At 57.9% G+C, this 18573-nt stretch carries 21 protein-coding genes and 1 tRNA gene; 14 read left to right on the top strand and 8 right to left on the bottom strand.

Translation table 11 applies throughout. The features are described from left to right. Positions 1-60: 60 nt before the first annotated feature. Positions 61-1455 carry a GABA permease gene (gene gabP, locus BLR26_RS05000; protein ID WP_093378601.1) on the bottom strand — a complete coding sequence of 465 codons (1395 nt, stop codon included), beginning with the start codon at positions 1453-1455 and terminating at the stop codon, positions 61-63. Between the two features lie 609 nt (positions 1456-2064). Here gabP and BLR26_RS04995 point away from each other — a divergent pair. Genes BLR26_RS04995 through BLR26_RS04975 form a run of 5 tightly spaced genes read left to right on the top strand, consistent with a single transcriptional unit; the run spans position 2065 to position 6318 of the window. After that, positions 2065-2838: an ABC transporter ATP-binding protein gene (locus tag BLR26_RS04995; protein WP_093378597.1), complete on the top strand. Its 774-nt coding sequence runs from the start codon at positions 2065-2067 to the stop codon at positions 2836-2838. Positions 2839-2851: 13 nt separating this feature from the next. Further along, positions 2852-3613, top strand: a complete 762-nt coding sequence (locus tag BLR26_RS04990; protein WP_093378594.1) for an ABC transporter substrate-binding protein — start codon at positions 2852-2854, stop codon at positions 3611-3613. Between the two features lie 57 nt (positions 3614-3670). Next, positions 3671-4366: an ABC transporter permease gene (locus BLR26_RS04985; protein WP_045202307.1), complete on the top strand. Its 696-nt coding sequence runs from the start codon at positions 3671-3673 to the stop codon at positions 4364-4366. Further along, entirely contained in the window at positions 4363-5052 is a 690-nt protein-coding gene (locus BLR26_RS04980) for an ABC transporter permease (protein WP_093378590.1), read from the top strand. The genes BLR26_RS04985 and BLR26_RS04980 overlap by 4 nt, the downstream gene beginning before the upstream one ends. Positions 5053-5097: 45 nt before the next feature. Beyond that, entirely contained in the window at positions 5098-6318 is a 1221-nt protein-coding gene (locus BLR26_RS04975) for a methyltransferase (RefSeq protein ID WP_093378587.1), read from the top strand. Between the two features lie 230 nt (positions 6319-6548). Here the strand turns inward: BLR26_RS04975 and mdtI are convergent, their stop codons facing one another. Together mdtI and BLR26_RS04965 are read right to left on the bottom strand one after the other, a co-directional pair. Beyond that, complete coding sequence (gene mdtI, locus BLR26_RS04970; protein ID WP_038998274.1) at positions 6549-6878, bottom strand: multidrug/spermidine efflux SMR transporter subunit MdtI; 330 nt, start codon at positions 6876-6878, stop codon at positions 6549-6551. Then, a complete protein-coding gene (locus BLR26_RS04965) occupies positions 6872-7231 on the bottom strand; it encodes a multidrug/spermidine efflux SMR transporter subunit MdtJ (RefSeq protein ID WP_093378584.1) in 360 nt (119 codons plus the stop codon). The genes mdtI and BLR26_RS04965 overlap by 7 nt, the downstream gene beginning before the upstream one ends. Positions 7232-7727: 496 nt before the next feature. Between BLR26_RS04965 and BLR26_RS04960 the strand changes: the two genes are divergently transcribed. The 9 genes from BLR26_RS04960 (at position 7728) to BLR26_RS04920 (ending at position 14588) form a co-directional block, all read left to right on the top strand. Further along, on the top strand, positions 7728-8306 hold the full coding sequence (locus BLR26_RS04960; protein ID WP_093378581.1) for a hypothetical protein: 579 nt from the start codon (positions 7728-7730) through the stop codon (positions 8304-8306). Between the two features lie 9 nt (positions 8307-8315). Next, the gene (locus BLR26_RS04955) at positions 8316-8522 is read left to right on the top strand and encodes a helix-turn-helix domain-containing protein (protein ID WP_010221299.1); all 207 of its coding nucleotides are present in this window, start codon (positions 8316-8318) and stop codon (positions 8520-8522) included. An 18-nt stretch (positions 8523-8540) separates the two neighbouring features. After that, positions 8541-8921: a hypothetical protein gene (locus BLR26_RS04950; protein ID WP_093378578.1), complete on the top strand. Its 381-nt coding sequence runs from the start codon at positions 8541-8543 to the stop codon at positions 8919-8921. Positions 8922-8945: 24 nt separating this feature from the next. After that, complete coding sequence (locus BLR26_RS04945; RefSeq protein ID WP_093378575.1) at positions 8946-9152, top strand: hypothetical protein; 207 nt, start codon at positions 8946-8948, stop codon at positions 9150-9152. Between the two features lie 24 nt (positions 9153-9176). Beyond that, positions 9177-9443 carry a hypothetical protein gene (locus BLR26_RS04940; protein ID WP_093378572.1) on the top strand — a complete coding sequence of 89 codons (267 nt, stop codon included), beginning with the start codon at positions 9177-9179 and terminating at the stop codon, positions 9441-9443. A 97-nt stretch (positions 9444-9540) separates the two neighbouring features. After that, positions 9541-9616 (top strand) — tRNA-Thr (locus BLR26_RS04935). Between the two features lie 580 nt (positions 9617-10196). Then, a complete protein-coding gene (locus tag BLR26_RS04930) occupies positions 10197-11294 on the top strand; it encodes a YcaO-like family protein (protein WP_093378569.1) in 1098 nt (365 codons plus the stop codon). 247 nt (positions 11295-11541) lie between these two features. Further along, complete coding sequence (locus BLR26_RS04925) at positions 11542-12792, top strand: trans-sulfuration enzyme family protein (protein WP_093378566.1); 1251 nt, start codon at positions 11542-11544, stop codon at positions 12790-12792. 416 nt (positions 12793-13208) lie between these two features. Then, on the top strand, positions 13209-14588 hold the full coding sequence (locus BLR26_RS04920; protein WP_093378563.1) for an NAD(P)-binding domain-containing protein: 1380 nt from the start codon (positions 13209-13211) through the stop codon (positions 14586-14588). Here the strand turns inward: BLR26_RS04920 and rfaD are convergent, their stop codons facing one another. The 5 genes from rfaD to tagQ form a co-directional block, all read right to left on the bottom strand. After that, positions 14589-15581, bottom strand: coding sequence for an ADP-glyceromanno-heptose 6-epimerase (rfaD, locus tag BLR26_RS04915; protein ID WP_093378560.1), 993 nt, complete (start codon positions 15579-15581; stop codon positions 14589-14591). 70 nt (positions 15582-15651) lie between these two features. Then, positions 15652-16110, bottom strand: a complete 459-nt coding sequence (locus tag BLR26_RS04910) for a hypothetical protein (protein WP_093378557.1) — start codon at positions 16108-16110, stop codon at positions 15652-15654. A gap of 14 nt (positions 16111-16124) precedes the next feature. Then, entirely contained in the window at positions 16125-16580 is a 456-nt protein-coding gene (locus BLR26_RS04905) for a hypothetical protein (protein WP_093378552.1), read from the bottom strand. After that, positions 16577-17482 carry an Ssp4 family T6SS effector gene (locus BLR26_RS04900; RefSeq protein ID WP_093378547.1) on the bottom strand — a complete coding sequence of 302 codons (906 nt, stop codon included), beginning with the start codon at positions 17480-17482 and terminating at the stop codon, positions 16577-16579. The genes BLR26_RS04905 and BLR26_RS04900 overlap by 4 nt, the downstream gene beginning before the upstream one ends. Before the next feature lie 76 nt (positions 17483-17558). After that, positions 17559-18512 carry a type VI secretion system-associated lipoprotein TagQ gene (gene tagQ, locus BLR26_RS04895; protein WP_093378542.1) on the bottom strand — a complete coding sequence of 318 codons (954 nt, stop codon included), beginning with the start codon at positions 18510-18512 and terminating at the stop codon, positions 17559-17561. Positions 18513-18573 lie beyond the last annotated feature (61 nt).

The following is an 18573-nucleotide window of genomic DNA, read 5'->3' as shown; positions in this document are numbered from 1 at the left end:
CAAAACAAAAAGGCCGCGATCCTCACAGATCGCGGCCTTTGTCATTGCATCCGCATCACATCAGTTGTTCAGCACCGCCCGCCCGGCCGCCTCGGCCTTGCGCTTGCGCGCCACCAGCAAGCCGGCGGCGACCACGGCAATCGACAACAAGCCGGTCGCGACGATTTCAATACGATGGTCCGGACGGATCAGCATCACCGTCAGGATGCCGACGATGAAGGCAATGGTCGCCCAGGTCAGGCCCGGGAACAGCCACATCTTGAAGGCGATCTTCTCGCCGCGCTGCATACGCTGACGACGCATGCGCAGTTGCGACACGGCGATCACCAGGTACACCAGCAAGGCAATGGCGCCGGAGCTCGCCAGCAGGAACTCGAATACCTGGGCAGGTGCCAGGTAGTTGGCGATCACGGTGAGGAACGCCGCCGCAGTCGACAGCACCACCGCCACGTACGGTGTGCCGCTGGAGGTGGTGCGCTGGGCCATGGCCGGCGCATCGCCACGCTTGCTCAGGGAGAAGAGCATGCGCGAGGAGGTGTACAGCGCCGAGTTCAGGCAACTGGTCACGGCGATCAGCACAACGATGTCGACGATCAGCTTGGCGTTGGGGATGCCCATCAGGTTGAGCACGGTCTGGTACGAACCGACTTCGGCCAGGTCACTGTTGGTCCACGGCACCAGGGCCACGACCACAAAGATCGACACCAGGTAGAACAGGAAGATCCGCCAGATCACCGAGTTGGTGGCCTTGGTGATCTGCTTGCCCGGGTCTTTCGACTCGGCGGCAGCGATGGTGACGATTTCAGTCCCCATGAACGAGAACATGGTGGTCAGCATCGCCGCCAGCACCGCGCCCATGCCGTTGGGCATGAAGCCCTGGGTGTCGAACAGGTGGCTGACGCCGCTGACCTGGCTGTTGGGCAGCAGGCCGAAAATCGCAGCCACACCAAGGATGATGAAGCCAATGATCGCCACTACCTTGTGCAACGCGAACCAGAACTCGAATTCACCGTAGTTCTTCACACTGAACAGGTTGGTCGCGGTCAGCAGCAAGGTGATCACCAGGGTAAACACCCAGATGCCGATATCGGGGAACCAGGCATGCAGAATGGTTGCGGCGGCGTTGGCCTCCAGCGGAATCACCAGAACCCAGAACCACCAGTACAGCCAGCCGATAGTAAAACCGGCCCAGTGGCCGATGGCTTTGTCGGCATACGTCGAAAACGAACCGGTATCCGGCGAGGCAACGGCCATTTCGGCCAGCATGCGCATCACCAGCACCACCAGGGTCCCGGCCGCGGCATAGGCCAGCAAGACCGCAGGGCCGGCTTCGGCGATGGCGTGGCCGGAGCCGACGAACAGCCCGGCGCCGATGACACCGGCAATCGACAGCATGGTCACATGCCGCTGCTTGAGCCCCTGAGCGAGGTCATTGGAATTGTGCGTACCGCTCATAAAACTACCTTTGCGAGAAATGGCGTTTTGATCCTGCTACTCGAGTCGCGCTCTTCAAAAAGAGTGCTACATCCTGTTGCCGATCGATAACGCAATTACCGCGCCAGGCCGATGACCGTTCGTTCGAAAATTTTCACAGCCCCGCTTAACAAGGCTTACAGGTCTTTCGGCCAAGACTTGACCGAAAGACCCTGAAAAACCGACGGAATAGACCAATTACTGAAATACCCACTTACAAATGCCCCGGGTGCACCACACTTCGTCACCGGTAACACCTCATGCACTTCCTACGACCAAAAAGGTACAACCCAAAGGTACAACCAAAGCCGTAGATAAAGGCCCGAACCTGTGCACAAGGTCAGAAACGACTTCCCAGAAACGGCCAAAACTGGCAACATCGCGCCTTTTTTCATCAAGGCTCCGGCCCTGGAAACGAGGGTAGGCGGACATCTGCGCGACAGTCCACTGCAGCGATGCGACACCCGCCCTCCCACCAACCGATTGCCTCTCCCGACGTTATTGGCTGTCTTCGGACCGCTATGCTAGCTTGGCGCCTCGCCAGGAAGGCCGCTAACAGCAGGAGCGCACCAGAACACATGAGGACCGCACATGGCTGAGGCCACGCCCGCGCTGGAAATCCGCAACCTGCACAAACGCTACGGCGACCAGGAAATCCTCAAGGGAATTTCGCTGACCGCGCGTGATGGCGACGTGATCTCGATCCTGGGATCCTCCGGCTCCGGCAAGTCCACTCTGCTGCGCTGCATCAACCTGCTGGAAAACCCGCACCAGGGCCAGATCCTGGTGGCCGGCGAAGAGCTGCGGCTCAAGGCGGCAAAAAACGGTGAACTGGTGGCCGCCGACAACAAGCAGATCAATCGCCTGCGCAGCGAGATCGGCTTTGTCTTCCAGAATTTCAACCTGTGGCCGCACATGAGCATCCTCGACAACATCATCGAGGCGCCGCGCCGGGTGCTCGGCCAGAGCAAGGCCGAGGCCACCGAGCATGCCGAAGCGCTGCTGAACAAGGTTGGCATCCACAACAAGCGTCACAGCTACCCGGCCGAGCTGTCCGGTGGCCAGCAACAGCGTGCGGCCATTGCCCGCACCCTGGCAATGAAGCCCAAGGTTATCCTGTTCGACGAGCCGACCTCGGCCCTGGACCCGGAAATGGTCCAGGAAGTGCTCAACGTTATCCGTGCCCTCGCCGAAGAAGGCCGTACCATGCTACTGGTTACCCACGAAATGGGCTTTGCCCGCCAGGTGTCCAGCGAAGTCGTCTTCCTGCACCAGGGGCTGGTCGAAGAGCAAGGAACGCCGCAGCAGGTTTTCGAAAACCCGACCTCGGCGCGTTGTAAACAATTCATGTCCAGCAACCGCTAACGGAGCAACACGCATGCAGACCTATAAGAAATTCCTCCTGGCCGCTGCCGCCACGCTGGTGTTCTCGGCCAATGCCATGGCTGCCGAGAAACTGAAGATGGGCATCGAGGCGGCCTACCCGCCGTTCAACAACAAGGACGCCAGTGGCCAGGTCGTCGGTTTCGACAAAGACATCGGCGACGCCCTGTGCGCGAAGATGAAGGTCGAGTGTGAAGTGGTGGTTTCTGACTGGGACGGCATCATTCCCGCCCTGAACGCGAAGAAGTCCGACTTCATCATCTCCTCGCTGTCGATCACCGACGAGCGCAAGCAGGCGGTGGACTTCACCGACCCGTACTACTCGAACAAGCAGCAGTTCATCGCCCCGAAAAACGTCGACTTCAAGACTGATCCCAAGTCGCTCGAAGGCAAGACCCTCGGCACTCAACGCGCCACCCAGGCAGCTATCTGGCTGGACGATAACGGCGGCATGGACAACAAGTTCAAGGTCAGCCTGTACGACACCCAGGAAAACGCCTACCTGGACCTGACCTCGGGCCGCGTCGACGCCCTGCTGGCTGACAAATACGCCAACTACGACTGGCTCAAGTCCGACGCCGGTAAAAACTACGAGTTCAAAGGCGATCCGGTGAACGAAAGCGACAAGGTTGGTATCGCTGTGCGCAAAGGTGACAACGAACTGCGCAACAAGCTCAACGCCGCCCTGAAAGAAATCGTTGCCGACGGCACCTACGAGAAGATCAACAACAAGTACTTCCCGTTCAGCATCTATTGATTCGCCCCGACCGGCATTGCCCTGCAGGCAATGCCGGTCCCTTGAACAAACCTGCCCATGAATATTGATCTTTACGGATTCGGTCCGGCCCTGATGGCCGGGACGCTGATGACCGTCAAACTCGCATTGTCGGCCCTGCTCCTGGGGCTGGTACTGGGACTGCTTGGCGCCCTGGCCAAGACCTCACCCTACAAACCCCTGCAATGGCTGGGTGGTTTCTACTCCACACTGGTTCGCGGCGTGCCGGAACTGCTCTGGGTGCTGTTGATCTACTTTGGCACCGTCAGCCTGATGAACCGGCTGGGCGAGCTTCTGAATATTCCCGGCCTTGAGCTCAATGCCTTTGCCGCAGGCGTGATTGCCCTGGGCCTGTGCTTCGGCGCCTATGCCACGGAAGTGTTCCGTGGTGCGCTGCTGGCGATCCCCAAGGGCCACCGTGAAGCCGGCCTGGCGCTCGGTCTGTCCAAGGGGCGGATCTTCTCCAGGCTGGTGCTGCCGCAAATGTGGCGCATCGCCCTGCCGGGGCTGGGCAATCTGTTCATGATCCTGATGAAAGACACCGCGCTGGTCTCGGTAATCGGCCTGGAAGAAATCATGCGTCATTCGCAAATCGCCGTGACCGTGAGCAAGCAACCCTTCACCTTCTACATGGTCGCCGCCATCATTTACCTGGGCCTTACCGTCCTGGCCATGACCGGCATGCACTTCATGGAAAAACGCGCCGGTCGCGGCTTCGCGAGGGCCAACCAATGAACTGGGAAGTCATCATCAAGTGGCTGCCACGCCTGGCCCAGGGCGCCACGCTGACGCTCGAGCTGGTCGCCATCGCGGTCATCGCCGGGCTGATCCTCGCCATTCCACTGGGTATCGCCCGCTCTTCGCGGCTCTGGTACGTACGGGCCCTGCCTTACGGCTACATTTTCTTCTTCCGCGGTACGCCGCTGCTGGTGCAGCTGTTTTTGGTGTATTACGGGCTGGCCCAGTTCGATGCCGTGCGCAACAGCGCCTTGTGGCCGTACCTGCGCGATCCGTTCTGGTGCACGGTGCTGACCATGACCCTGCACACTGCCGCCTACATCGCAGAAATCCTGCGTGGCGCGCTGCAGGCCATCCCCCGTGGCGAGATCGAAGCGGCGCGGGCCCTGGGCATGTCCCGGGCCAAGGCAATGCTCTACATCATGCTGCCGCGTGCCGCCCGCATCGGCCTGCCGGCCTACAGCAACGAAGTGATCCTGATGCTCAAGGCCAGTGCCCTGGCGAGTACCGTTACCCTGCTGGAGCTGACCGGCATGGCACGGACGATCATCGCCCGGACCTACCTGCCGGTGGAGATCTTCTTCGCGGCGGGACTGTTCTACCTGCTGATCTCCTTCTTGCTGGTGCAAGCCTTCAAGCAGCTGGAACGCTGGCTGCGCGTCGACGCCTGCCAGGGTCGATAAACCTGTATAACGGGGCTGATCTCAGCCCCGTTTTCGTATCCGCTCATGACCACTGCCCTCCCCCTCTGCGCCGACCAACTGCTCAGCCGCTTCCAGGCGCTGGACGACTTTCTGCGCGAGCATCAGGCGCTGTGGCGGCCACGGCCTTTCACCCAGTTGCAACTGCCGTGGGAAACCGAATACCGCGCCCTGGCCGACTGGTTGCGCCAGCGCTCGTTGAGCGAGGCGGAAGCGGCGCACAATCACCCCGAGCAACTCGCTGCACCGGCGCCTTTTCCTCAGCTGGCACGCCGGGCGGCAGCGCTGTCTGCCATCGGCGAGTTATCCACCGTTGCCCTGCCCCCTGCTGGCCCTCGCCTGAATGTCGACGTGCCGGGGCGCAAATGGCAGCAGATCGAAGCCTTCGCCAGCCACCTGGGTTTTATCCACAGCCCACGGCACTGGCTGGACTGGTGCGCCGGCAAAGGTCATCTGGGCCGGCGCTTGCTGCAGCCTCATAGTCAGCAACTGACCTGCCTGGAATACGACCCGGCGCTGGTCGAAGCCGGCAGCGCCCTCAGCCAGCATCACCAACTGCCCGCCGAGCACCGCCTGCAGGATGTACTGGCCGATAGCGCCGCCCAGCAACTGAGCGCCGAGCACACCGCAGTGGCCCTGCACGCCTGTGGCGACCTGCATGTACGCCTGATGCAACTGGCAAGCCTCAAGGGTTGCCGCCAACTGGCCATCGCGCCGTGCTGCTACAACCGCATCCAGGCGCCGCAGTACCAGCCGTTATCCACAGCCGCCAAGGCATCTGGCCTGCAGTTGTCGATTGATGATCTTGGCTTGCCGCTCAGCGAAACCGTTACCGCAGGTGCGCGGGTACGCCGCCAGCGTGACGAGTCCATGGCCAGGCGCCTGGGTTTCGATCTGTGGCAACGGCAGTTGCGTGGGGTAGATGAGTACCTGCCGACGCCTTCGCTGCCGGTCAGTTGGCTGCACAAGCCGTTCGCCGACTACTGCCGGGGCCTTGCCGAACTCAAGGAATTGCAGCCAGGTGCCGAGCCTGATTGGCCAGCATTGGAAGCGGCCGGCTGGCAGCGCCTGGCCCAGGTGCGCAACCTGGAATTGCTGCGCAATCTGTTCCGCCGCCCGCTGGAATTATGGCTGGTGCTGGATCGCGCACTGTTCCTGGAGGAACAGTCCTACCAGGTACAGCTCGGGGTGTTTTGCGAACAGCCTCTCACCCCGCGCAACCTGCTGCTGTTGGCCGAACGCCGGTAACGGCGCTCAGCCTGTGGATAAGTCTGTGCGCAACCTTGCGCCGAACCCCAGCAAATTCGTGGATCCAAGCGCTTTCACAGGCTGGTCATTTTTTGTTCACTGATTAATCGCCAGCAAAAACAGCCATTTGCGCAAAGACCAACGGCGGGCGTTGCTCCGATGCAATGCGCACCTGTTTGGCATGCGGCTTGTGCATAAGCCTTCGCGCGAATAGCACTAAGCAGGTTGAATCAGGCCAGTTTCAGCAGGCTCATGCCCACCAGCAACAGCGCCAGGCCCAACCAGCCGCGGCCTACCAGGCGCTGACCGAACAGTGCCCAACCCATGGCCACGGTGGCGAGGATGCCGAAGCCACCCCAGATGGCGTAAGCCAGCGACAGTTCGATATCTCGCACAGCCTGGGCTAGTGCGGTAAAGGCGGCCAGCACACAGAGAATCGAAGCAATGCCCAGGCCGCGCTTTTTAAAACCGTCGGAATACTTGAGCAGCAGGTTGGCGATCACTTCCAGCACGATCGCCAGGCCCAGCCAGGCGAAGGGAATCCAGTTCATGCTCAGCATGGCAGGGCCTCCATATTGCGCGGGGCAGGTGCGGCGCGGGTACCCGACTTGATCAGCAGGATACCGGCGATCATCACGCCCAGGCCGGCGGCTTTGAGCAGGCCCAGGCTCTCGCCCAGCCAGGTGACGCTGATCAGGGTGATCAACACGATGCCGATGCCTTCCCACAGGGCGTAGGCCACGCCCACCGGTACGCGTTTTACCGCCAGTGCCAGGAAAAAGTACGACAGGCCGATCATCAGGTACATCAACCCGTGACCAAGAATGGGGAAATGACTGGCGGCGAATTTCATCGACGCGGTGCCGACCACCTCGGCGGTGATGGCGATAAACAGATAGATCCAGGAACGCATGATGCCCTCCCACGGGCGACACAAACCGAGCGAAATCGCGCTGACGGCTACAGACAAAGAGAAGAAAAAGGCTGTTTGTCGGGGGAGGCGCTAGAGGTCGCCGGTCCAGTGACGTTCACGGGAAACCAGGCGGGAGGTGAGGAGCGGAAACGCTTTAGTGTTCAACATAATGAACAACAAATTAGCTCAAGGCATCGCTAAAGTCAAATCGATAGAAAATGACTAATTAATTTTCGCGTCTTTCAGTCCGTATTTAGGTGAAAGCCCTTAAAGGTTGCAGAAAGGTTCGTAAATTATATTACCCGGCCTGATAAAGGCATCGCGGGGCAAGCCCGCTCCCACCCTGTAGGAGCGGGCTTGCCCCGCGATCCCCCGTAAGATCCCACCTCACCCTCGTGTCAAAACGCCGCACCTTCGGCAAAATCACAATTAATTATTGTAATACGATAATTTTTCACAAATAATGCACCCCGCTCAACTAGCACGGAGGGAAACCATGAACAGTAAGACAGTGGCTTACGCGAGATCGCGTCTGCGAGTGATCGGTGCATTCGCCGCGGTACTCGCCTGGGGTACAGGGATCGTCGAGTTCGGCGGCAACGTACTATTGTGGGTGTTCGAAAAAGCCCAGGTGCAAGGCGCCTACCTGCAAAGCTTCGGTGAAAACATGCCGCTGCTGCTGGCCCCGGATTACCAGCCTTCGTACCTGGCCCTGGGCCTGGTGATCGGCCTGGAACTGATCCCCGCCAGCCTCTCGGCCTTTGCCTTGTACCTGACCGGCTTGTTCTTCCTGCGCCTGTCCCGGGGTGAAACCTGGACGACGCAAAACATCAAGATGCTCTGGTGGGTGGGCTTGCTGTGCATCGGCTTGCCGATGGTCTGGCCGATGATCGGCACCTTGCAGGGCCTGGCGTTCTCCATCGACCTGCCCAAAGGCGAGAGAAGCTTCAGCGTATCGATCGGTGTATCATCCCAGGCGGTTTACGAGATCATGAAAGGCATTTTCCTCTGCGCCTTCTCACTCCTCATGCGTGACGCCAAAACCATCAGCGATGAACACAACTGTTATGTCTAGCCTGCCCCTATGCCGATAATTATTCGACTCGATGTAGTCATGGCCAAGAACAAGATCCGCTCCAAGGATCTGGCCGAGATTATCGGTATTACGGAGGCGAACCTGTCGTTGCTGAAAAACGGCAAGATCAAGGGTTTCAAGATGGAAACCCTCGAGAAGCTCTGTCGCGCGTTGAACTGCCAGCCAGGTGACCTGCTGGAGTTCAGCGAGGAATGAACAAGGAACTGGCAACTCGTGAGCAATTCACTCAAATGGCGCGCTGCGCTAGTGCTGGCCGTCGGCCTGCTCGGCGGCTGCGGCCCCAGCTATACCTATAGATACTCCCCACCGCCCAGCATGGCGGGCATGAACTGCATCAACTCCTGCTCGATGGAACGCAACCACTGCAAACAGATGGCGCGCCTGCAGGAAAACAGCGACCACGCCCTGTACCAGGCCAACTACAGAAACTACCAGCTGTGCCAGGCCGGCAAGAGCAAAAAAGAAGCGCGCAAAAGCTGCTACTACCCCAGCTACCCGTTCAACAGCGGCTCCAGCTACTCGTGCGGCAGCGACTACGACAGCTGCTACCAATCTTGCGGCGGCACCATCCAGCGCATCCTCAACAAAGACTGACGCCTCGAATAAACGGAATTGACTGTGGATATCATCAGATCCATCGCCCTGCTTGCGTTCGCGTTTTACCTCAGCGGCTGCGCCTTCATGTCCGACTGGCAAGTCCCGCCACCCCGGTCCGACTGGCAAGTGCCGCCCATGCAGATGTACGGCAACCAGAGCTTCCCCGGGCCGGACTTCAGCAGAGACCGCCACGCCATCCAGCACTACCTCGACACACACAAACACTGACACTTCGACCAAACGGAATTGCCTGTGGCCATTATCAGATCCTTCCTCCTGCTGGCGTGCGCGCTCTACCTGAGCGGCTGCACCAGCGGCGACTACACCCCGATGTCTGGCTGGGAAATCCCGCAGATGCAGATATACGGCGACAAGGGCTACACCGGCCCGGCCTACAGCTGCAAGAAAAAGCACGGCTGCCGAGAGCACTGTAAAAAGCATGATTGCCGCTACAAACCGCTGATATTCGACCCCACCAAAGCCGAACCCAGCGCCACCACAATGCACCGCGGCTGGTAACAAAACACCCCGCGATGCCCGCTGAAACCGGGTATCGCGAGGAATGTTGCAGAAGTGGTTTACAGACGCAAACTGATCGCTATAATGACGCCCCTGTGCCGGTATAGCTCAGATGGTAGAGCAACTGACTTGTAATCAGTAGGTCCCGGGTTCGATTCCTGGTGCCGGCACCATACACAGTAAAAAAAGGCTCACCGCAAGGTGGGCCTTTTTTGTTTGCGTGGGCACACCCGCCGGTTGGGAGCAGGCTTGCCCGCAATGAGCTGCTGAAGGCGGCGTCTAAATCGCAACCGCTGTGCGCTTGATCACCTCCGCTGATCAACCCAGTTTGTCACATTCGCCACTGCACCTACCCCCTAAGAACTTGGCCCGATCTGGTGTCAACGCCGATGCCCCAAGCCAGAGTCTTATTTCTGAGTAGTGCAGAAATAAATAGCACCCTCAAAAAAACATAATCACTCATAGAATCGGGATTCTTCCTATGTGCAGCCAAAGCCATACGAACTAATCTCTCATTGCACCTGTTAAAAAGTGCACACTTAAATCAAATAAAAAAGGATATCCCCATGGGTATGTGGTGTTGCATGTATATCAACGAATTCAAAGTCGACCAACCCACTGACGACGAAGTAGAATCTGTCAAAGCAGAAGAAGATTTCACCCCGGAAGAGCTCTCCATACTGGCTGAGTAACGAAAATGAATGAGGCGATTTTTTCGCCTCATTTTTTGGCTTATATGGAAACTTCCTGACTATGAAAACAATTGCCCCAGAGCGTACGTTATCGCTGGACGATGCAGAAAGCGCAATCGATCAGCACTTTTCCAGCGAAGGAATTCATTTAACCCTACGTCGTTACGGTAGTCCGCTGTCCAGCACTGTTGCCACCCTTCACCTCCCCTATGACAGTAGCGGCATAGAATGTGTCGGTTGTGGCAAAGGCTATGAAGCAGAGGCTCGTGTGGGTGCGAAGTTCGAGGCTTATGAGCATTACATGGGCCCCTTTCAGCTACGAAAGCATAGCGCACTGCATTGTTTTGATTCGGTTGTTTCTCAACCGTCCTTGCAAAACATACTGCCGATGCAAATGCTTCGCCACGCCGGCGCATCACAGATGGCTGTACTTTCCTTCGAGGCGCATGAAGCATCCGCAGGCGTTGAGTTACTCTATCCGTCATTTCTGATCAACCATCAGTATGCCAACGAGTTGCTTCCCGGTGATGATACCGACTATAGCGCTGCGCGCCGATACTCCTGTGGCACCGGTGTGGCAGCGGGTGTGGGATTTACGGAAGCGGCAATTCATGCCGCGAGCGAGGTCATAGAGCGCCATGGCATTGGGCGCTTTATTGCTCAACATTTCTTCTATGATTCAAAAGAGCCGATAAGAAAGATTGTTGAGGATTCAATGCCAGAGTATCTGTTAAACACCTTGCGTGATGCAGAAACTGCCATAGGTGCTTCAATCGAGGTATTTGACGCCTCTAGTCAAATAGACTATCCCGTTTTTATTGCCTACTGCCCGGAGAAGACGATCGCTGATATTCATGTCGTTGGTGGCGGCTGTTCACTTTACCCGAGCCATGCCGCAGCACGTGCGATCAAGGAGCTGGTGCAGCAATACAAAGTCGCTGAAGGTGTGCAGCACGTCACACAAGAGTGGACCAGTTCAAAAAACAACCTGGCCAAAAAACCAAAGTTGCTGCGCTGCTTACGCATGGCGTTTGGGGCTACCCAGCGTGCCAAAACAGTACCTTACCCGATGCCTCAAGACCCGGAAAAAATTCCACTGGCGCTACACTTGTCCCATTTAAAAATGAGTGTTTTAAAGCCAATCATCCCCTTTGGATAAAAGAACTACATTCCAGCCCCAACCAGGTTAGCCTGGCCTGTGCGGTCATGCCAAAAATGGAAAGATTTTCGATTGTCTCACTGGGCGGAAAAGTTGTCCCCTGCTATCAATACGAGTAAACAGCAAAGCCGTCGTGGCCATGACGGCCTGGTCATTGTCAAACGAGCTTTAAATCTCGTCATACGCCCCTCTGACGTAACCATTGCCGTCAAAGCGTCTCTCATTACCTTTCGGAACCAGGCCTTTCATGAGCCCAGCAGAAAAAAAGTGCCCACGCGAACTACCATGCCGTGACTATTTTCTTTCTCCTTCTTTAGGTATCGCTACCCAGGCGATCCATTTAGGGCAACATGAGAATGGCCTGAGTCAGTTTCCAGTTCCAGCGCTCATTTGTAACTCTGCAACACTCCTGAATTCAATTGAAGAAGGCAGAGAGATGCTAGGCAATGCAGAGCAGGAGAATTTTGCCTACCAACGTTATGCAAATCCTACCGTTTCAATTTTAGAAGCGAAATTTCGAGCCATTGAACACTGCTCCTATAGCCTCGCGGTCAATAGCGGAATGACCGCCTGCCTGCTTGCTTTTCGCGCCCTGTTGAGCGCAGGCGATCATGTCATCGTGCCCCACAGTGTATTTTACGAAATCATTGAGCAGCTTAATTATGAAGTCAACCATCGCGGGATTGAAATGTCGCTTATCGACAAATACCAAGCGGCGACATTTGAGTGCGCGATCCAAGCCAACACGAAAATGATCTTTATCGAAGCCCCCACCAACCCAGCATTTTTAGATATCAACATTCCTGACTTGGCAGAGCTTTGCAACAAGCGTGGCATTCTTCTTGTTGTTGATAACACCTTTCTTACACCTGCCTGCCAAAAGCCACTTTCCCTGGGGGCTGCAGTAACATTATATTCCATCACCAAACACATCAACGGTCACGGCGATGTGATGGGCGGCATGCTCAGTACCAATGAACCGGACCTGTTCAAGGCATTGAAGTATCACAGGGACAGTGCAGGGCTCATAGTAGATCCGTTCTCGGCCTGGCTCACTATACGAGGACTAAGGACACTGCCACTGCGATTAAAAAAACATACCGATAATGCACATGCGGTGATCGCCATGCTGCGCGAGGAGTTTCCGAAGCTGGAGTGGCGTGCAGTCTGGTCGACTAAAAGTGCGCAAACCAACGGAATTTCTCCGTCATTGCATACAGGCCTTATCGCCATTGTTTTTCCATCGCGAGAAACGGCTACAAGCTTTGTTCGTCATCTGCAGCTTATCCGAATAGGTACAACCTTCGGCAATATTGAGTCCTTATGTTATCACTACGGTAGTTTTAGCAGGGAGGGCAGCACCGACCTGGAAAAAATAGGCGTGCCGGACGGCTTGGTGCGAATCTCTGTTGGCCTGGAAGATAGCGATGATATTAATGCAGACATCCGACGTGCACTGCGCCTTGCAATGCAAATCAGAACCACTGCGCGAGGGTGAAGCGCAAGTCCGTCAGCGGTCGAGTATGAGATTCTGCCAAGCCCCCACCTTGTAATCCTCTCCCCCATCCGTTATAGCTAAAAAGGCATCCATAACCAAAAAGAGGCAGAATCAGCCCGCCATGTACGAGACCACACGTATCTTTCGCCCTTCAGGCCCGTTTGCCGCGCTGTTCGGCAAGCCTTACGGGCCCAACGCTGTCGCTAGCCCTTCGCTGACCAGCTCCCACCTCTCGACGCTGTTCCACACCTTGTCGATTCCACCTCGCGACGTTTTGCTCGCGCACAAGCGCAAGCGCCCTGTCCCTCCACCTGCCAGCTGACACCTGAAGTTTCCGCTTCCCCTCGCCCTCGGTTCTGCCGTTCAGGGCTGGAGATGCTTTGCATTTTTTTCAGTGTTTTCTGTCAGGAAATCTTATGACTATTCGTGTTGCCATTATCGGCGCAGGCCCGTCCGGCCTGGCGCAGTTACGTGCCTTTCAATCCGCTCATGCCCAGGGTGCCGAGATGCCCGAGGTGGTGTGCTTCGAGAAACAGGCCGACTGGGGCGGGATGTGGAACTACACCTGGCGCACCGGCCTGGACGAGCATGGCGAGCCGGTGCACGGCAGTATGTACCGCTACCTGTGGTCAAACGGGCCGAAGGAATGCCTGGAGTTCGCCGACTACAGCTTTGATGAACATTTCGGGCGGCCGATTTCGTCTTATCCACCGCGCGAGGTGCTCTGGGATTACATCCAGGGCCGGGTAAAAAAGGCCGGTGTGCGGGATTACATTCGCTTCAATACCGCCGTCAAGGCGGTACGCTTTGATCAGGCCAGCCGCACCTTTACCGTCAGTGCCTATGACTACGGCACCGGCCAGGGCATCGAGCAGGTGTTCGACTTCGTGGTGGTCGCCAGCGGGCATTTTTCTACCCCGCATGTGCCGGAATTCGACGGCTTCGAGCGCTTCTCCGGGCGCATCCTTCACGCTCATGATTTCCGTGAGGCGGTGGAGTTCAAGGGCAAGGATGTGCTGATTGTCGGCAGCAGCTATTCGGCCGAAGACATCGGCTCGCAATGCTTCAAGTACGGTGCGCGCTCGATCACCAGTGCCTACCGCACCCAGCCCATGGGCTACAAATGGCCCAAAGGCTGGGAAGAGCGCCCGCAGTTGCTGCGGGTCGAGGGCGAGATGGCGTTCTTTGCCGACGGTTCGAGCAAGCGCGTAGATGCCATCATCCTCTGCACCGGCTACCAGCATCACTTCCCGTTCCTGCCCGACGAGCTGACGCTCAAGACCAGCAACCGCCTGTGGCCTGCCGGGCTGTACCAAGGGGTTGTCTGGGAGCACAACCCGCAGCTGATCTACCTCGGCATGCAAGACCTCTGGTACAGCTTCAACCTGTTCGACGCTCAGGCCTGGTTTGCCCGCGACTACATGCTCGGGCGCATCAAGCTGCCGCAGCCGGCGGCAATGGCTGCCGACAGCGCACAGTGGCGGGCCGAGGAACTGGCGCTGGAGTCGACCGCCTCGATGTACGAGTTCCAGGGCCGCTATATCAAGCACCTGATCGAGCAGACCGATTACCCGAGCTTCGATATCGACGCAGTGAACCGGATTTTCCTCAAATGGAAGTCGGACAAAAAGCAAGACATCATGGGTTACCGCGACAAGTCCTACCGCTCGGTGATCACCGGTACCGCTGCCGTGCCGCACCATACCCGCTGGCTCAACGCGCTAGATGACTCACTGCAGGAGTACCTGCGCGAGACCTCGGGCAAGGGCGACCTGAAGACCTTGCGCCAGCACTGACTACGGCGTGCGCTGCAACCAGTCGCAGTAACGCGCCACACCCTGCTCCACCGTCAGCGTTGGCTGCTCATAGCCAACGCTGCGCAAGCGCTCAAGGTCGGCGCAGGTGTAGCACTGGTACTTGCCGCGCAGGTGCTCGGGAAATTCGCTGTATTCAAGAATGCCCTCCAGCAGGGCCATCTCCAGCGACAGCGGCGGCTGGTCCTGCTGCTCGCGCAGGCGGTTGATCACTGCCAAGGCCACGTCATTGAAAGGCTGGGCGCGGCCGCTGCCGACGTTGAAGAGGCCGCTCAGCTGCGGCCGGTCGAGGAAGAACAGGTTGACCTTGACCACATCCTCGACCGCCACGAAATCGCGCAGGTGGCCGCCGCTGGGATAGTCGCCATAGCTGCCGAACAGGCTGACCTTGCCGTTGGCCTGGTACTGGTTGAAGCAGTGCAGGGCCACCGAGGCCATGGCGCCCTTGTGCTGCTCGTGGGGGCCGTAGACGTTGAAGTAACGCAGGCCGACGATCTGGCTGCGCGCCTGGGGCAGTTGCCGGCGCACGCGCTGGTCGAAGAGGAATTTCGAGTAGCCATATACGTTCAATGGCCGCTCGCACTCGCGCTGTTCGCGAAAGTCGCGCCCGGCGCCATACACCGCCGCCGACGAGGCATACAGCAGCGGCACCTGCAGGCCTTGAGCGGCGTCGAGCAGGTCGCGGCTGTAGCGGTAGTTGTTGTCCATCATCAAGCGCCCGTCGCCTTCGACGGTGCTCGAGCAAGCGCCTTGGTGCAGCACGGCGCGCACCTTGCCAAACTGGCCGCGGCCAAAGCGCTGAAGAAAGTCGTCCTTGTCCAGGTAGTCGGCGATTTCGCTGTCAGCCAGGTTTCGAAACTTGTCGCCATCGCTCAAGTCATCGACCACGATGATCTCGGTTTCGCCGCGTTGGTTGAGGGCCTGAACCAGGTTGCTACCGATAAAACCGGCGGCGCCGGTGACGATAATGGTCATGCCATGTCCCCCTTTGAGGGTGCAGAGTCCTCAGTTTAGGGGGTGGCGATTGAGCAAATATTAACCAGGGTCAATGGTTTTGCCGATTGCCGGCATGCATGGCTTTGAGCAAATTAATACGCGATTTGCGGATCGCCACCAGACGACTGCGCATTTCTCGCTGGCGTTGGCTGTTAAGCAGATAGAGCCCAGAAAGGGACAGAACCGTGATAATCAGAAACAGCAGATTGCTAGAGCGCGGCCCATAGCTAACGAGCAACGCCAACAGATTAACCAGCAACAATGCAACAACCACCCAGACACCCCAGGGGCGCCCACGGACAACAAGCATATTGCCGATACTAAGCACCAAGGACGCGGTCATAACCAGTATTACGGTGTAGTTAGCCTGCTCTCTCACAGTGGAAAAACGGCCTTCGACCACGACTATCGCTGTCAACGCGCAGGAAAAGCAGGCCAATAAGAATGCGCAGATGAAAGTCGCAAAGTAACGGCGAAGAAACCCTGGTACGTCATGGAGGTGGAGCATTCGGGATTTCCCTTTCAACGACGTTCCTTGATTGCCCGAGCTTCGTCCCGTTGCTTGACACGCTCCTTTCGCATCTCCGCCAGATAGGCACGCATTTCCCTGTGCAGTTTGCTGTTCAGAATTAATAAGCCGATGAGCGGGAATAGCAGGCCGGTGCTATAGACAAACATATGTGGCCGGTATCCGTAACTGGGCAGCACGGTCACCAGGCAAGCCACGAACAAACCGACAACGACCCAGACCGCCCAAGCACGACCCCGTACCATCAGAAAATGGCTCACAAAGACCACCACAGAAAGCGCCAGCAGAACCATCGAGGTTTTGAACACTCGATCTTCAATACCTTTGAAATAGGTATTGGAGGCAAGCGCCACGGTACAGGAAGCCGAGAAGCACACCATGAAGAAGGCAACGATGAAGGCTGGAAAGTACTTTGCCAGAAACACTTTCAAGCTCGGTGGCTGCTTCATGGCTTGAACTCCTCATACAGCCCTACTGCGATCGTCTGCACCCTGCTGCTGCCCACAAACCCGGCACCCGCACCCAGGGAGTCTTTGATCAGGGTTCGGGTTGCATGCTTGAACTCGGTCGGTGTGTGGCGCTTGGGAAGTTGACCAGTACTCTGTTTGAGCCGTAGTTGCTTGGCTGTCAGCGAAGGATGCTTGAGCGAAAGCAATTCATCGGTCAGCGCTTTGCGCTGCTGACGGCTCAGTTTTCTGGAAAGCTCAGACCAACTGCTTCCGGTAGCCGCTTTGCGCACTTGCAGATATTTGAAGGTCGTAAGCCCAGAGGCCCCTACCCCCATCAACGACACAGCATCCAGTGCTGACGACATGTTCTGGTACCACTCGTAAGAGTCCAGCTCATCGTTATCCGCAGGGTTCACCACTTCGTTGAAAGTTCTGTACCCGCCGAAAATACACTGGGTGGTACTGGCCGCTGCAGCTGCGGCGCCCATTGTAGTGAGCACCAGGCTGGTGCCGGCAGTGAACGGCACCGCAACTGTGCCGCTAAACACTACGATCCATCCCAGAACTGCCCCGGTACAGGAAAGCGTTGCGTTCAGTGCTTCTTTAACCACTCGCGACTCACGCGGACTGGTCTTGAGCTCTTCGATGAACTGCGCAGGCGCCAGATACTTCTTCGCCTCACGCAAAATCACCCGCTTGGGTAGCACACTGCATATCGGCTGAAACTCACGCAGCGTCACCACGTTGTAATCCGCATCGATATACACCACCCCAGCACCGACAATGCCCGGATCGGCATCGATGGCGGCAAAGAGTTTCGGCAGGTTGATGCTGCTTTCGATGCGCTGCCTTGCGAAAAATTGCGACGGATTGTTATCCAGTCGGTTGAGTAACTCACTCATGAACGGTCTTCCTTGAAACGGCGCACAGGTCGCCCGGCCTTATGGCACCGAGCCGGGCGGCGCTGTGGCTCAAGCCTTACACGTTAGGGCAAGGCACCGGTGCCCAGTCACCCATGTCCGGGTTCTTGCACATGTTGTTGACCTGGCTCTGGCCGGCGCTGGCAACCTTCTGGCTTTCAGCCTTCTTGGCGTTGGCGTCCTGCAGGGTCTTCTCGGTGGCGACGGCTTCCTTCGGTACCTCTGGCAGCTTTTTCTTCGCCGGTGGCGGGGTCTTGGTCTTGCCGGTATTGGTCTTCTTGGCGTTACCGGTGGCCAGCACCGGCGCCTGGGCTTCGGCGACGATCACCACATCGTTGCGCGGTACGCCGACCTGCTTGAGGTCTTGCTCGTAAGCCTGGGTGTAGTTGTTGAGGTTCTCACCCAGACGGCCGTTGACCGCGGTGATCAGGTTGTTCGACTCCTGCAGGCCGGCGATGATTTCCGCCAGGCGCTTGCGGCCTTCGCCATCGCTGATCTTGTTGCTCTTGCGGCCATCCATCAGGTTGGCGAACTCACGCTGGTAGCACGCCTGGGAGGCTTTGGCGTAAGCGGTGCTGCGGTCCATGTCGGCCGCGCTTTTGTTGATGTCGGTGGCGTAGGAGCCGATGCGCTGGTTGTCGTCGCTGATCTGCTTCTGGCGCTCGGTGTAGTAACCGGCTGCACCGCCGACCAGAGCACCACCGGCAGCACCGATGGCAGCATTGCGGCCACGGTTGTCGGAGTTGCCGGTCAGGGCGCCGGTCAGCGCGCCGCCGACGGCTCCGATCAGGGCACCGGTGGCGACCGACTTGGTCATGTCCGAATCGGTGGCGCGCAGGTGCTGCACCGGCTCGTAGCAGCTCGGGTAGTACTCGACCTTGGTCGTCGCACCGACCTTGGACGCCGGCGAGCTGGCGCAGCCAGTCAGCAGGACGGTGCTGAAACCGGCCGCCAGCAGCAGCGCGGCCCGGCCGTTGGAAGCAGTGAAGAAGGGCTTGCGAGTTGAAAGCATGGTCAGGTTCTCTCTTTGTTTAAACACGCCCGGGACAACCTCATGTCGCCCCGGTCACTCC

This window comes from Pseudomonas sp. UC 17F4 (assembly GCF_900101695.1).
In the GTDB taxonomy this organism is placed as follows: domain Bacteria; phylum Pseudomonadota; class Gammaproteobacteria; order Pseudomonadales; family Pseudomonadaceae; genus Aquipseudomonas.
Note: the sequence above shows the minus strand (reverse complement) of the source record. Positions and strands in the feature narration are given on the sequence as shown.